General features: G+C 56.5%; 11 protein-coding genes. 4 read left to right on the forward strand and 7 right to left on the reverse strand.

Features of this window, described 5'->3' with window-relative positions:
- Window positions 1–11: 11 nt before the first annotated feature.
- The 3 genes from RDV48_00255 to RDV48_00265 form a co-directional block, all read right to left on the reverse strand.
- Window positions 12–1796 carry a sodium:solute symporter family protein gene (locus RDV48_00255; GenBank protein ID MDQ7821199.1) on the reverse strand — a complete coding sequence of 595 codons (1785 nt, stop codon included), beginning with the start codon at window positions 1794–1796 and terminating at the stop codon, window positions 12–14.
- 82 nt (window positions 1797–1878) lie between these two features.
- Window positions 1879–2964, reverse strand: coding sequence for a YiiX/YebB-like N1pC/P60 family cysteine hydrolase (locus RDV48_00260; GenBank protein ID MDQ7821200.1), 1086 nt, complete (start codon window positions 2962–2964; stop codon window positions 1879–1881).
- Between the two features lie 173 nt (window positions 2965–3137).
- Window positions 3138–4562 carry an SAM-dependent methyltransferase gene (locus RDV48_00265; protein MDQ7821201.1) on the reverse strand — a complete coding sequence of 475 codons (1425 nt, stop codon included), beginning with the start codon at window positions 4560–4562 and terminating at the stop codon, window positions 3138–3140.
- A 271-nt stretch (window positions 4563–4833) separates the two neighbouring features.
- Here RDV48_00265 and RDV48_00270 point away from each other — a divergent pair, with 271 nt between their 5' ends.
- On the forward strand, window positions 4834–5598 hold the full coding sequence (locus RDV48_00270) for a PilZ domain-containing protein (protein ID MDQ7821202.1): 765 nt from the start codon (window positions 4834–4836) through the stop codon (window positions 5596–5598).
- A gap of 22 nt (window positions 5599–5620) precedes the next feature.
- On the forward strand, window positions 5621–6673 hold the full coding sequence (locus tag RDV48_00275) for a type II secretion system F family protein (protein MDQ7821203.1): 1053 nt from the start codon (window positions 5621–5623) through the stop codon (window positions 6671–6673).
- Here RDV48_00275 and RDV48_00280 read toward each other — a convergent pair whose 3' ends face one another.
- Genes RDV48_00280 through RDV48_00290 form a run of 3 tightly spaced genes read right to left on the reverse strand, consistent with a single transcriptional unit; the run spans window position 6674 to window position 9341 of the window.
- Window positions 6674–7228, reverse strand: coding sequence for a hypothetical protein (locus tag RDV48_00280; protein ID MDQ7821204.1), 555 nt, complete (start codon window positions 7226–7228; stop codon window positions 6674–6676). It abuts the gene before it with no gap.
- Window positions 7229–7240: 12 nt separating this feature from the next.
- Window positions 7241–7711: a prepilin-type N-terminal cleavage/methylation domain-containing protein gene (locus tag RDV48_00285; protein MDQ7821205.1), complete on the reverse strand. Its 471-nt coding sequence runs from the start codon at window positions 7709–7711 to the stop codon at window positions 7241–7243.
- A complete protein-coding gene (locus tag RDV48_00290; protein MDQ7821206.1) occupies window positions 7605–9341 on the reverse strand; it encodes a hypothetical protein in 1737 nt (578 codons plus the stop codon). The genes RDV48_00285 and RDV48_00290 overlap by 107 nt, the downstream gene beginning before the upstream one ends.
- Before the next feature lie 382 nt (window positions 9342–9723).
- Here RDV48_00290 and RDV48_00295 point away from each other — a divergent pair, with 382 nt between their 5' ends.
- Window positions 9724–13017 (forward strand): HD domain-containing protein, encoded by a 3294-nt coding sequence (locus RDV48_00295; GenBank protein ID MDQ7821207.1) that lies wholly within the window; start codon window positions 9724–9726, stop codon window positions 13015–13017.
- A gap of 15 nt (window positions 13018–13032) precedes the next feature.
- On the opposite strand, the gene RDV48_00300 is transcribed toward RDV48_00295, so the two are convergent.
- Window positions 13033–13953: an NYN domain-containing protein gene (locus RDV48_00300; protein ID MDQ7821208.1), complete on the reverse strand. Its 921-nt coding sequence runs from the start codon at window positions 13951–13953 to the stop codon at window positions 13033–13035.
- Between the two features lie 342 nt (window positions 13954–14295).
- Here RDV48_00300 and RDV48_00305 point away from each other — a divergent pair, with 342 nt between their 5' ends.
- Window positions 14296–15441 carry a hypothetical protein gene (locus RDV48_00305; protein MDQ7821209.1) on the forward strand — a complete coding sequence of 382 codons (1146 nt, stop codon included), beginning with the start codon at window positions 14296–14298 and terminating at the stop codon, window positions 15439–15441.
- The last annotated feature ends 105 nt before the right edge of the window (window positions 15442–15546 follow it).

Consider the following 15546-nt stretch of genomic DNA (forward strand, 5'->3'; position numbering starts at 1 on the left):
ATATATGCTCTCTATTGCGCGAGGGTTTCCCATCCTCTCCGGGAGAGGTCCCTCATTATCACCCAGAATGAGACTGCCGCGATGGCAAGGAATACAACACCCAGCGCAGTCTTGCCGAAGATGATGTTTCCCACGCCGAAAAGGGTCATGTAGATCATCAGGCAGCCGGCAATCCAGTCCATGAAGCTGAAGACCTCGTCATGGGGGGGAGCGACATCTTCGGCCTTTTTCGCCACAGGGCCCCAGAGCGCCGCCGAGGGCCTCACCTTCCGGTAAAAGGCAAGAAGGACCTCTTCGGGCTCAGGCTTCGTGAGGAAGGTGACAGAAATCCATACCACCGTTGTCGCGGCGGTGGTGATGAGCACAAGGTATGCATATTGACGGGGATCGGTCTCGGAGAGCCCCATGCCGAACTGGAGCGCCGTCGAGACAATGAAGGCGGTGATCATCGCCGAGACCTCGCTCCAGGCGTTGATGCGCCACCAGAACCACCTGAGGATGAAGACGAGGCCGGTGCCGGCGCCGATGGCGATAAGGAATTTCCACGCCCCCGATATTGAATCCATATAAAAGGAGATGATGGCCGAGATGATCATTATCACCACCGTGGCGGCCTGGGAGGCACGGACATAATGGCGCTCCTCCCTTCCCTTGACCATGAAGCGCCGGTAGAGATCATTGACGAAATAGGAGGCGCCGGTGTTAAGCTGCGTGCCGATGGTGGACATGTAAGCCGCTGCAAAGGCAGCAATCATCAGCCCCCTGAGATACGCAGGGAGGCAGTCTATCATGATCCTTATATAGCCTGACTCGGGATCTTTCGCAAAGGCGGCGTCGCCCTGGTATTTCACGACCGCCACAAGGGCCACCAGTATCCAGGGCCAGGGCCTCAGGGCGAAGTGGGCTATGTTGAACCACAGGGTGGCAAGAAGGGAGTGTTTCTCGTTCTTTGCTGAAAAAATGCGCTGCGCCACGTAGCCGCCGCCGCCCGGCTCAGAGCCGGGGTACCATGTGGCCCACCAGTTCACGGCAACATACACAAGGAAAGTGATAAGGGGCATCCAGGGCGAGTTCAGATCGGGGATGAACGAGGTGATGGAGCCGCCCTGCGTGGCATTCCTGGCCAGATCAACGGCGTGAAGCTTTTCCATGAGGCCCCCCATCCCCCCCACGGCGTCCACGGCAAATACGGCAAGGATAATGACCATCGACATCTTGAGGAAGAACTGGAAAAGGTCCATGACCAGCACTCCCCAGAGGCCGGAGAGAGTGGAGATTGAAGCCGTGAGGACCATTATGCCGATGCAGATGATCACGGCATGAAGCTTGTCGATGGCCATTATCTGCATGAGTATCTTTATCATCGCGAGGTTTACCCATCCCATCACGATAAAATTCATTATTCCCAGGTAGAAGGCCCTGAAGCCCCTCAGAAAGGCCGCCGGCTTCCCCGCGTAGCGGATTTCCGCGAACTCCACGTCGGTGAGAACGCCGGCACGCCTCCAGAGCTTGGCATAGAAAAAAACGGTAAGCATGCCGCTCATCACCATGCTCCACCACACCCAGTTGCCGGCAATGCCGTTGCGGGCCACAAGGCCTGTCACCGCCAGGGGGGTGTCGGCGGCGAAAGTGGTGGCCACCATCGAGGTGCCGGCGAGCCACCAGGCCACGCTGCGCCCCGAGACAAAATAATCATCAACGCTCCCCGTGGCCTTCCTGTGATAATACAGGCCTATGGCAAGGTTGAAGATGAAATAGCCGATAATCACCGTCCAGTCGATTATGGTAAGATGCATGGAAGCGCCGTTCCTTTCTCCGGGCAATCAAAAAGGGAATGGCCGGAATGGCATTCCCTCAGGCAATCTCCTGGGAGACTTTCTAATCAAACTTGCTCAGGTAATTATGCCAGAAGTTGCTCCCCGTGGAAAACACGGGCTTTATGTCGGGAGAGTCGATAAACTCGTCGCCGGTGATGAACCTGTAGCCCAGGAACGATGATGGCTCCAGGCTTATCTCGGGAGCGGCCTTGTGGAGGACTTTGTAGGCGAACTCGGTGCAGTACATCTTGTCATCGGTGCTCAGGTTGAAGAACTTGTCGTACTCCACGTTCTTGTGCTGCTTGCCGGTCTTGATGACATTCAGGATGGTCTCCCTGTCCTTGTAATTGGGCCTGAGAATGATGACGTGATGGTTCCTCTGTATGATAACCCTGGGATCTCGCTCCATGTAAGGCTTGTTATTCGCGTTTGCGCCGGCGTGAGAGTCGGGGGCCATGAATACATCGGCAAGGCTCTTGTCATCAACCACATGAGGCCTGTCGTTCAGCGTAGGTATCATGACCTCCATCACCGTCTTGTCATCGGCCACAATGCCGATATGGGTCCATGCGCCGCTTCCCCCGATGGCCTTCTGGGTAAACTCAAAGCCGAAATTGCCGTCATTATTTCCCAGCAGGAGATCGCCGGGCTGCAAGTTCTTGGCAATCTCATTGGCTTCCTCGGATGAAATGAGCTTGTGGCTTGTGTATTCGGGGTTCTGAAGCTTCGAGAAGAGGGACTTCAGGGAAAAGCCCCTGGTCTCCTCGGCGAGCTTTTCTGATGGCGTAAAGCCGAGCTTCTGAGCGACATGGCCCAGTGCTGAGCCTATCGTGCCGCCGATCATTCCCCCGAGGACCCTGCCTGCCTTGAGCTTTGCCTCTGTGTAAATCCCCAGGCCGAGACCGGCCACGCCAGCCGCTATCAAGCCTACGGGGCCGAGGCCAATCACTGATGCCGCCAGAGCCGTTGCGCCCGCCACGCCAAGGGACGGAAGCAGGGCGGCACGGCCCGTGATGGCCCCCACGGCTGCACCTATGGTGCCCGTCACCCTGGGACAATCGTCAGGCGTGGAGCCAAGAGCAACCCTGTCTTCAACAGAAGCCTGGCCTTCAGGCTTCGCGGCAGCGTCCGATGCCTTCCGCGGCAATGGAGAAAACCCTTGAACGGATGGTCCTGTTCCTATTTCCACAGTCTGCCTCCCTTGAAATGAGAGTTCCCCCATCCATGATTATACCGCCCCTGCGGCAGTATTCAATATCATGAGAGTGCAAAAGAGGGTTAACAAAATGTTAACATTTGGACAGGCCGCCCGGGAGGGCTTCAAGAAGGACCCTTCCTCTGGTTGCCGTACCATTTCCACCTGCCCTGCTCCCTGACAATCACCGCCGGCTCATCGGGATCAATGGTGAGGGGGTCAAGACCTATGGAGCTTCTGATGTAGCCATTGATTTCAGCCCTGTCGCCTTTCACCTCGCACCTCGTAAGAAAGATACGCACGCCTTTCATTGCCCTGTATGAGGGCCTCATAAGGCTGTGATCCCAGAAAAGCTGAATGGCGAGCTTGTCTTCACCGCCGTCCAGGTAGCTGTCCGAGTAAGAGCTCATGACGGCCGAAACATCGTGCTTCGAGAGGGCGGCGCAATATTCGTCAAGAAAGGCTCCTATATCCCGGGGGGGCTCAAGGGCCTGGCGCTCTTCCGGGTGAGCGGTTTTCCCGCGGGAAAGAAGGGCTTTGCTGATCAGAGCCCCACGCTCGCCGGGTTTTGGCACCGCAGCGGAGGCAATCCTGAAAAAGCCCGACATCTTGCCATCGGGACGGCCGTCGCTTCTGCTGAGATACCGTGATGTCAGCTCAGGAGGGCCCAGGTCATAGACAAGGGCAAGGCCCTGGAGATTGAGGTAATGCCCTGCCTGGCCTTCATCTATGCCGAAGGTAAAAGGCTCACCCTTCTCGGCGACGACTTCTGCGGCGGCCCGTGCACGGTAATAGCGGTAATCGCCTCTGATGACCGGCGAAAGCACGTAGTCAAAGACCAGAGTGCTCCCGGGGGCTGATTCTCTGGAGATACACCTGAGGGTGCTCTCAACACCCTCGGCAGATATATAAAAACTCACTCCCTCCCATATGAAGAAAGAGACAACATCCTTCCTGAAGCCCTGCCTGGCCAGCACGCTCTCCAGAGTATCCTTGTTGAAATCGATGGGCGCAAAGGAGACCCAGGAAGGCGGGGCTCCCAGCAGCTCAGTTACTTTCTTCTTTTTTGCTGCCTGGGTCTCCGGCAGGTCAACCTCGAAAAAGGTCACCTGGGGCATCTCACTGTGGAAACGGTAAGCCCGGCTGTCATATCCGGCGCCCAGGATCACCACCTGAGTGGCCCCCCCGGCGACAGCCTCCCTGAGAAGGGCGTCAATATGCTTCGTCCTTGCATTCACGTAGTAATAGACGGCCACCTTCCAGACATCGATAGTTCTCCTCGCTTCGGGAAAATCAAGGGAAAGACCGGGGACCGTGGCCCAGAAATCTGGGTGGATGAACTTTCCCGCCATGGAATCAGGATTTCTTATTTTCTCATCGGGATCGAGGGCCGCAAGGGCTCTCATGTACGCCACGTACTCGGCAGTCCAGGATGCCATGCCCTCTGTTACCGCCCATGTCTTCCTTCCCATGGGGAAAAGAAGGAGAAAAACAAGGCACACGGGCAAGAGCTTTGACAGGAAATCTGCTTTTCTCACCAGGTCTCTCAAGAAAACCACCTCACACTGCTTCCCTGCCGATTATGTACTGACGCACCTTATACCATCATGCTGATGATGTCGTCAGTCTTACTCTTGAGTATATCACAGCCTTCCTCTCTCTTCAACTGGCGCGCCCGGGCTTCCTGTCCCTGCAAGGGGGGATGCTCCAATAAAAATTGTCGATTTAAAAGGAGGAAATACCATGATGAGGAATATTGTGGTGATAGATGGTTAATAGGGTGCCTTGTGACAACTCTCATTGAAAGGTGGGGACCCCCAAATGGAGCTCTTCTCAAGGATTATCGAGGTCATCATCCCTCCCTCAAAAGGCCTGCTGCAGGAGAAAAGGTCGTCACCCCGGATCCGCTGCGCAATTGATGCGGCCTTCTATAAGTCCGAGGACAGCGCCCTTACCGGCAAGATAGTCGAAGTCGGCGTCACCGGCATGAGGCTGGAATCAGCAAAGGCTCTGCATAGAGGGGAGAAAATCGGCATAAGGGTCCTCAAAGGCCAGGGACTTCACACCATCACCAAGTTCGAAGTGGACAAGGTGACCGTTGAAGTGCGCTGGTGCAAGAAAAAGCCCGATGACAAGGTCTTCTATATCGGGGTAAAATACTGCGAGACCGAGGAGAATATCGGAAAATCCTGGGTCACCTTCCTCCTCAACAAGTTCGGCTTCAACGCCGGGTCATCGTTCCAGAAGAGAAAGGACGTGAGGGCAAGCTCGAAGCTCCCCATCCAGTACGAGCTGAAAAATAGCTGGCAGAAGGGAATCGCGCAGAATATCGGCCTGGGGGGAATGCTTCTTGCAGGACTCAACGAGGTTCCCATGCACGAGGAACTCAAGATCCGGATTGGACCCTACGGGAAGCTTGCCTCCCTGCTTCTGCTGGGCAAGGTGGTAAGGAAGAAATACTCTTCATATAACAAGGTCTGGCTTACGGGCATCTCCTTCATTGCCCTCTCCGGCCAGGAAGCGAAGCTCCTCGGTGATTACGTGGTAATAGTGCTGAAAGAGTCGGTGAAGGAACCTCCCAAATAAGTTCAGATCCCGGAGAGAAACCGTGGAAAGGCCCAACCATCTTCGCAGGCTCACCCCGCGCTCCCTTGGCATATTCGCCCTCCAGTTCGGCTTGATGCTCGACGTGGGAATCAATATTGCCTCAGCCCTTGAGACGCTCACTGCCACTTCGGACCCTGAGCTTAACGAGGCAGTGCTTCACCTGAAGGGGAAGATAATCTCGGGCTCATCGCTCTCACAAGCCCTCGCAAGCCTTCCCGAGGCCTTTCCCCCCTTTTTCGTCAACGTGGTGCGGATCAATGAAAAAACAGGAAAGCTCGCCGGAGCCTTCGCGAGGCTCGCTCAATTCCTTTTCAAGGAGGAGAGAAAGCGCCTCCAGATAACCCAGGCCCTCACCTACCCCTGCTGCATCCTTCTTCTTTCCTTCGCAATGGTGGCCTTCATGGTCTTCTACATGGTGCCCCAGTTCAACGCGGTGTTCCTGCAGAGCGGCGCCCAGATACCCGGGCTGACCAGGACTCTGATGGCCGTCACCCGCCCCTCGATGATCCTTGCAGGCCTGGCCACCCTTCTTGTCGCTCTGCTTTTGATTGTGCCCTTTTTCAGGACGCCCCTGGGAAAAATCCACTTCCAGCGCCTCATCTATGATTCCCCCCTCATGGGCCATTACTTCAGGACCATAGTGATTGAACGCCTGAGCCGCACGCTGGCTGTCCTGATAAGGAGCACGGGAAACATCGCGCTCTCCCTGAAAACGATCTGCATGGGCACCACAGGCTACTACCTCCTCGACGCAGGCCTGGCCGATGTGCTGAGGAATATCTCGCAAGATGGGATGAGCTTTTCAGAGGCTCTCGCGCAGCATCCCGTGTTCCCCCGGATGCTTATAAGCATCGTTGCCGCAGGGGAAGCCACCGGCGAGGTGAGCGATCTCCTCGATCAGTATGCCGCTCTCCAGGAATTCCAGAGCGAGCTTGCCCTTCAAGATTTCATCAAGGTCCTCGAGCCTTGCATGCTTTTCATAATGGGGTTTGTCGTGGGATTTATAGTGCTTGCGGCATTTCTTCCCGTCTTCCAGCTCATCCAGACATTGTAGCTAGTGGAGCTGGTTTGAGAGAAAGAACCTTTCAGCGGCCTTGTAGGTGCTCTCCTTTTCCTTTGTGCCCTGGCCGGTGACGGCGGCTGTAACAACCACTTCCAGCATCCTCTCCTCGGGCTTTGAAAAGGCGACGGCGCCGCCATTTCCTATGCAGGCAAGGCGCTTCGTCTCTCCCTTCCATATCCGCACAAGGTAGCGGTTTCCTCCCGAAGCCTGCGAGGTGAGCTTCGCTTCATCGGCGTCGTAGATAATATATCCAGAGCTGTCCACTTCCACATGGCCGCCCGAAACATTGGGTACCTGGTACGTTATTTCATCGGACTTCACGTCAGAAACGACAGAGCCATGGAGCTCCGTTTTCACCTGCTCCACGGCAAGCATCGCCATGCGGTAGGTGTTCCCCTCCACCTGGGTCTTCTGGAAGGCCGTGGCGCTGGAGTGGTGAATCAGGATCACCGTAACCAGGATGCCCATGAACACCGCAACGGCAACTGTTGTCTCGACCAGCGAGAGCCCCCGCAGAAAACGGATTCTTGCCAGGCTGAGCCTCATAATGATCCTTCTTCAATAGTCATAGAGATAAGTCCAGAGGGAATAGCTCTTCAGCTCCGTTCCTTCTGTCCAGTACACCTTGACAGTGACCTTTTTGATGCTGGTCCCCGGCGCCTCCTCGAGGACCTCGTATTGAAAGCCCTCTTCACCTGGCACATCGCTCCTGCTGTGGGCGGCTGATACCGAAAAATCGGTGCGGAGGGCCTTTTCCTTCTCGCTCATGACGCGGTAGGCTATCACGCTTGCCAGGTGACGGTATTTGTTTCCTCCCGTGGCTTTCAGCGAGTATATCTGGGTGCTCACAAGGCCCATCACTGCGATGGTGAGGAGCAGCAGGCAGACCATGATCTCTGCAAGGGTAAAGCCCCTGCTCCGCTTAGTAGTCTGATTTGTGCACATAGCGGTATTGGACGGTGTTCCTGGGAACTCCCCCGGCTCCGAGATCATTGATTTTCTTTTCATACAAGCGGCCGGTGGCGCCATAGCGCTCCTCTTTCTTATAGGCTCCGGCCTCCCACTTGAACCGTGTCACGGGGATGGGATTAAATTTCTCGTAAGTGAATTTCTGATCGTCCAGGAGCCTTATCACAGCGTCAGGCCCTCCATCGCCGTAGAATTTCATGCTGAGCTTTCCTTCTCCGTCAATGGCAGTCCTGCCTACGTTGTTTCTCGGGGGCGGGTCGGGATCGGTGTCGATCCCGTCATCAAATTCCCCGGGAGGAAGAGTCAGGGAAGCATAAAAGTCCTGGGTGGGGGGCTCAATGGTGTCCCACGTGCCTTTCACGACCTTTCTCCAGTTGCCGTACCCGGGATCCCTTGTCCCCGAAAAGCGGTAAATCGTGTCAACACCTTCCCTCGCATAACGGCCGTAGAGCGTTCCATCGGCGCTGCAGGACAGGCAGGATACATTGCCCACGTAGGTTCTCGGCGGCTCATAGAGGTTGAGCTTCCCTGATTCATAGCGGTAGTATTTATAAGGCACCTTGTCCAGGACCTCCCACTGGCCCTTCGTCTCCGCCCCCACCTGGTATTCCTTGTAGCGGTAAAGGGTGTCTATTCCGTCTCTCGCATATCTGGCATAAAGCCCCCCCGACTCGCTGGCTGCGATATCAGTGAGATTCCCGGCATAGGTTGTCCCCCAGTGGAGAGCACCATAGTAATCGTAATATTTGATCAGCGCGGGGGGGAGGACGCTCCACGAGGCATCGGCCGGATTGCTCTCAATGCTGTTGAGGTCCAGGCGGTAGATGGTATCGACGCCCGACCGGCTATCGCGGAGATAGAGGTTTTTTTTCCCGTCGGTGATCATGTCGTCAATGCTGTCAACAGGCCTGTCATAGACCTTTTTTTCGCCCAGGGAATTGTAGGTCACGAGGCTTGGCGGCTTTATGGCATCGCAGGTCGGCGGGGTTGTGGTGAAATTGTAACGGTATATCGTGTCAGGGCCGCTCCTGCCCCACACGGCATAGAGATTGCCCTTGTTGTCCCCGCAGGCGAAGCGCATATTTGACGCGTAATCGCCTGATCTGGCGCCGGTTGCCTCCTCGTAGGTGAAATTATTATCATACATTTTCTTGACGAAGGGATCGAGGGCAACCCAGTCGCTGCTCCCCTGCTTGTAGTATATTATGTCGGGTCCGCTCAGGGAGCGGACCGCAAAAGTGATACTGTCACAATTGATTTCCCTGTTCACGATGAGTTCATAATCCTGGCTTATGGCCTGGGGGCTCCCGGGGCTCATGACGCCGCGGCCGTGTATATAGAGAATATTGCTCAAGGTGGGATGGGGCTCAATCCAGGCCAAGAGCTGCTCATCGGGCGAAGGCTGCTCGGTGGCGGCATTGGCGAAGCCAGTATGGGCCGACTCGTACGACGGCGTCTCGGCAAGATCCTTGTAGAACCTGTTTGCGGCGCCCTTGGCCAGAAAGTAGGCCCTGGTTTTCAGATGGGTGTACCGGGTGAAGTTGATATTCTGGTTCACCAGGGTAATCGTTGCCGTGACGAGAAAAAAAATCGCCATCACGACGAAAAGTGCCGTAGGAATAGCAATCCCATGGTCCCTCGACTTTTGACGGAGAGCTTTCACCATCGACTGTCTCTCAAAGATTTTCATCTTGCATCGCTCCAATTATAGCACAAAAAAGGGGATCCCCTCAAGTTTCACGGCAAAAACAGGGGATCACATTTTCCCATGCGCTTTTATCCCCTCATGAATCGCCGGCCCGTGTGAACGAAAAATTTATTCTTTTAACAAAAGTTTAAGAAAGTTCACCGCTATTTAACATAATTTGCAGGAATTTGTAACACCCTGTCGTGATAGTGGTCACGGGAGGAATTCTATGGAGCTTTTACGGATACAGGGAGAAAATTCCGGAGAAACCCGCAGACCGCCTTCACAGCCCTCAGGACAGAGAAATGCGGCCCTTCCCTTCCTGCGTTCGACGCAGCCACCAGGTACGGTCCCTTCCTCCGATGACCAGGCAGGGGAGAGAAAGATGGCGAACTCCCGTCTCGATGGAGTGTACCGCGGCTTTGTCGAGTCAGACGAGAGGCGCACTCCAGATGCGCTGCGTCTCGAAAGTGACGTGCAGATAACCCAGGCCCGCATGGAGAGGGATCTTTCCGGCCTCGAGAGAGACCTTACCTTCTATCTTGACGAAGGAGCGTCTGATATTGGAAAAATAATAGAGGAGATGGAGAGAGAGGGCCTCTCCCCCGGGGGAACAGAGGCAGAAAGCGTTGAACCGGCGGCCACGCTCAACGATAAAGATGAGATTACCACTCTTGTAGGTGAAAAAACAAGGTCAGCCGTCGAGCACCTTGGGGCAATCGTTGATGAGAAGGCATGGAAGGCCTGCAGAAAAGTCCATGACAGGTTTGAAAAAAGCGCTGAAAGGCTCGGCCGCCAGTCCGAGAGACAACCTGCCGCGAAAAACCTGCTGCAGCAGAAAAGCGGGGGGTCGCCCCTCGAGAAGGCCGAGGCTTCAATCAGGCAGAGAGGGACCTCGGCGCGCTCCCTCCTCATCTCGCAGGACGAGAAAATGGCCTCGCAGATAATGGCGCAGGTTCCCTTTCAGAAGACGGCGGGCCGTGAAAGACGAGGGGAGAATAGCCGGGAAAAGCGGCAGACGCCCTCTCAGGGCGGGGACCAGGTACCCAAGACCGCGCAGGCAGCGCCGCTGAAAAGAGAGGGTCAGGGAGAAGGCCTTACCAGAACAGCAACTGCCGCGAAAGAGAATGGCGGAAGCGGTAGCAAGGAATCCCGGCAGCCTGAAACACCTTGCCGGGAATTCCACCCCGCTCCGGTGCCGATAAAGCACCCGGCGCCGGGAACAGTGAAGGAGGCTTCTCAAAGAGCCGAAAGGTCTTTTGCAGCCCCTCCCTTTCAGGCAAAAGGAACGCCAGTGCCTGTGAAAAAAGCCCCCGAAGCCCTGGGAGCGCATGCTGCGATCTCCCCGAAAGGTGTGTCGGCCAAGAATGGTGTGCCGGCCCGGAAACCTGGCCTTACTTTTGCTCCCCCCGCTCCGGCGGAAAAGCAGGAGCCCCTGAGGCCAAAGCCCGTGGCGCCATTACCCCCGGAAAGCTTGCCAAGGCCCGGCGGCCAGAATGACGCCGCCTTTATCAAGATGCCCATGCAGAGCCTTCCAGGTGTCACCAGGGCCTCTCAAGCCATTCAAAATCCCCGGGAGAGTAATCGGCAAGTGCTTCAGAATCCGCACACTGCCGGAGAGAGCAAGGAGTCTCGATTCCGCCTCCAGAAACGTCCGTTTGAATCTGCGGGAGCGGCAATGAACGGCTTGCCTGAAACGCTCTCCCGGACGCCTCTCATCCCGCCCGGAGATGCATTGAAGCAGCGACCGGCGGATTCCCCTTCAGCGCAGGCCCGGGAGCCTTTTCAGGCAACAGCTTCACAGGCCACCGGCACTCTCCCTTTCCAGGGGCGCAATTCCATCACGGCAGGCGAAAGAGGCACCGCAGAAGTTCAGGCCATCACTCCGAAAATCCCTGGGGCCGCAGTGCCTTCACGGGAAGCCCCTCCTCTGGACAGGCTCCGGAAAACAGAGACTCCCCGCATTGACGCAAGGAAAGAGGCATTTCAGGCCATAATCCGTGAGCCCCTGAAGGTTACCATGAATCCCGGCGAAGCACGGCACCCGGTGAAACCAATGCCAGGCAGCGAACCGCTGCGCATGAGAGGTGATTTACCGGGAGCTCCAAATATCGGGGGCGCCGAAAAGACTGCAGCAAAAGCCGTAAAAAGCCTGAGCCAGGCTGCAGTCTCTGAGCTACCCCCGCCAAGACCAGGAATGACAGGCATACCCGTAAAGAATGCCCTTGATGTGCCTTCCCCCGGAAGGGAGAAAGCGCCTCCGCACCCCGGGGACATTGAAACAAGGCCTGCCGCTCCCGCGCTCCGGGCACAGAGGGGCCTCGAGGAAAAGGCGGCCCTTTCAGGGACAAGAGCACCTGGAAAGCCTTCCCCGGCCCCCGTCCCCTCGAGGGAAAAGCCCCTTGTTGAGAAAAAAGCCTCCGCAAGGGAGAAGGAGCAGGCACCGCTCTCCATCGGCAGACGCTCAACGGCCTCTATCAAAGCCATAAGCTCCATATCCCGCATTCTCCTCTTCCAGAGCCCCATGGTGGCCGCCTTCCCGGCTGCCGTCACTGAAGAGCACCTCGCCCGCTTCAAGGCCGTCGCCGAGAAATTCCGCACCCCTGTTTTCATCGACAGAAGCACCGCCGGATCGGTCCAGAAGGTGACAAGGGAGGAGAAGAACACCGGCAATGAAAGAGAGTCCGGCAATTCCGGCGGCGAAGGCCGCGAAGAGGAGTCAGAGGCCAGGGGCCTCACCGTCAGGGCCATCAAGAGTGTACCTGCGGAGAAAGAGCCGGCAGTGCTCCAGGTACCTGTCCTCCCGGACCAGGGCACCCCGGAAGAGGCCGGCGAGAAGGCACTCGTTGAGACAGCCATTGACAACAGGACGGAGCTTGAGCTGAAGAACGAGCAGGTCTCCCAGGCGTCCAGAAACGCCGCCACCTGCATCGAGTCCGTGATAAAAAAATCGGCGGGCGAGGAGTGGACTGGCGACGAGATGGCGGCAAAGCTTATCTATCTCCTCATGAAGGCCTCGAGCACTTTCACTTTCGAGCATTCATCGAGAGTGATCGGCCTTTCAGTAGCGCTGGCACAGGAGATAGGAATAACCGACGAGGACCAGCTCAAGACCATTGAGGACGGCGCCCGCTTTCATGACATCGGCCAGGTGGGTCTTGAGCTTGACAGCGCGCCGCCGCGGGTGAAAGACCGTCTCTCCTGGTATATAGGGATTCTTGACCTGAAGAACTGCAGCTTTCTCCATGACATAGGAAAGGTGAAGATTCCCGACAGCATCCTCTACAAGCCGGGACGCCTCACCGACGAGGAGTTCCAGGTTCTCAAGCAGCACCCCGTCATCGGGGAAGCCATTCTGAAGCCCATCGCCTCCCTCGCCCATGTGCTGCCCGTGGCACGGCACCACCATGAGAAATGGGACGGGAAAGGATATCCTGACGGCCTCGCGGGCGAAGAGACACCTCTGGCGGCGAGGATAGTCTGTATCACCGATGCCTATGATGCGATGGTCTCAGATCGTCCCTACCGCAAAGGGATGGGTGTGGAGGAAGCCGTGGCCGAGCTCAGAAAATGCGGGGGGACCCATTTTGACCCCCGGCTCGTGGAAGCATTCCTGAGAGTGGTGGAAAAAAAGCCCCACCTCGTGCAGGGAGGAAAGCTTGACGAAGGCCCCCGGTAAGTGAGCCGGCTCCCTTCATATCTTCGAGAGCTTTATGTAAAGCACTGCGCCGATGCCGGCGACGGAGCGCCTTGCTGCCTCCACATATCCTGCCCCGCTCACCATCTCGAGAAACCTGTTGGCCTCCTCAACGGTCATGCTGACGACCCTGAGAAAATACTCGTCTCTCACGACGCTCCAGGGGACAGAGGGGGTGTTCTGATCGCGCTGTGCCTCTTCAATGGCCATCCTGAGGGCCTGGAAATGATCGACTGATTCACCCTGCCGCTTTTTCAATGAAAGGCGGGGTACAATCCTGCCCCGGCCATAGGTATCTATGGGAGGAGGCTCACTGCCGGTGATCTCCTCGATGTTCAGGATCACGAACTCGTCGGCAGCCTCCTGGAGGCGGAAGGAGAGGTTCGGCTGCAGCGACATCACTACGGATTTCTTCCCAAGGCGCCTGACGCGCTCTATGGCCTCGACAAAGTCATTGTCCCCCGAGAGTATGAAAAAATGGCTGATGGGCGTCACATGGGCATCTTCCACGATATCGAGGCTCATGACAAAATCCACGAGGTTCTTGACAGGCCTGCCGCTCCAGTAGTCTTCCTTTGACGGCACCGCCACGGTACGCCACCCTACAAGCGCCCAGTCATCCTGGGCGCGGCGGTGCTCAGGCACAAGGGCGTCCCAGTTGGCATAGACGGCTGTCTTGAAGAACCCTTCTCCCCCCATGCCGCGGGTGATCCTGTTAAGGCCCCTCACCAGCCGGGGCACATTCAAGGTATAGGACTGCTTCTTCACGCCATAGAAGAGGTTCTCGTAGTCCACATAGCAGGCGCTTACAGGCGGCGCGGAAGGCTCCTTCGGCCTTTTTAGCGCGGGTTTCCCGGGCCGGGGCGAATCCTTCTCCGGCGGCGGCACCTGTGGCTCTTCAGGGGCCGCGTCTTTCACTGCTTCCTCTTGAGAGGCTTCTTCAGGGCGGGGTAAGAGGCTTACCTTCTCTTTTTGCTGGGTCTGCTTTCTCTTTTCCCTTCTCTTTTCGGATCTCCGCTCTTCCTTTCCCATAAGAAATCCTTTCAATGCTGCTTTTCATTGGTACATTCGAGCCTCCGTGAGACCATACCTTCATCGATGGTACCGCACCAGGTACCGGAAAATTATCCCCGCTGCGCCAAAAATTAACGTGGCCGTTACAGATTTGAGTTTTTTTTGAGGCACTTTTGAGATTTCCATGGAAGGGGTGGCTTATCATGGAGCCAGAGGGTTGCAGAAACATAAAGGAGGAGAAAAAAAATGTCAGGAATCACAGTGAATCAGATACTTGTCAACGGGAGCTCCGGCTCATATTTCAACAATGTCGGCTCAGATTATTCCGGCCTGCTCGGATACGGCAACAACTACGCCAGCGCCAACCAGGGACCCACGATGATGGATCTCATAATGCTCGCGGGGCTCTTCGCGAATATGGGCCAGAGCTCACAGTCAGGTCTCGGCTCGGGACTCGGCAGCTTCGGGTCACCGATGGGTTTCGGCATGCCTATGGGCTTCTCGGGCCTTGACGGATGGGGCAGCGGCATGAACGGGCTCGGCAGCAGCTCGGGACTTTTCGGGAACTCCGGCTTCGGCGACTACTCGAGCCTCTTCGGGAATTACGGCTTCGGCTCGAACCTGGGCTTTTCCGGCCTTGAAGGGTGGGGCAGCTCCAATGACTATTCCGGCCAGTCAAACGGCTGGTCAGGCTACGGCGACTATTCGAACCTTTACGGGAATAACGGCTTCGGCTCAGATATAGGCTTCAGCAACTCGCTTGACATCATCAACAACATCATCAATATCTACAACGGCGACAATTACGGCAATGACTACGGCAGTGGCTTCGGTTTCAGGCCCCGTCCCTTCGAGGGCTTCGGCGAAGACTACGGCGTGGGCACCGAGGAGGAGGACTTCACGGCATCAATCACGGGTGATCCCCACTTCACCATTGACGGCGAGATCGACGGCGAAGACGTGAGCACCTCTTTTGACAACCAGGAAATCGGCACCAGGACAATGCTCGAAGGCGAGGGCTTCCAGCTGGACACCACGACAGAACAGTGGGGAGGCAACGCAAATACGGCAGTGACCACCAACGCCACTATCACCACGGGCTTCGGAAGGGATGCCGACAAGCTCTCCTTCGATGCCGACGGTGAGAACGGGGTGCTGAAGATTAACGGCAAAGAGTTCACGATGGACAACGGTGAGGAGTATCAGGTCAACAGGACCTCCACCATCAAGAGGAATGACGACGGGAGCTATACCGTCACCTCCAAGAGCGGTGACGGCACCGTGACCCAGACCATCAATCCCCAGGAAAACGCCAGCGGCGACTACCTTGACATCTCAATCGCCGCCGATGATGTCCAGACCGAGGGCTGGCTCCAGGACCAGGCCGCGTAACAAAGTCTGCGATCCCATTGATATACGACCGGTGCCGGCAAGGCCCGGTCTTTTTTTTGAAAAAAGTTAACGATTCGTTCATAGCACCGGCACCCTTCAGGTGCT

The organism is Candidatus Eremiobacterota bacterium (genome assembly GCA_031082125.1).
In the GTDB taxonomy this organism is placed as follows: domain Bacteria; phylum Vulcanimicrobiota; class CADAWZ01; order CADAWZ01; family Ess09-12; genus Ess09-12.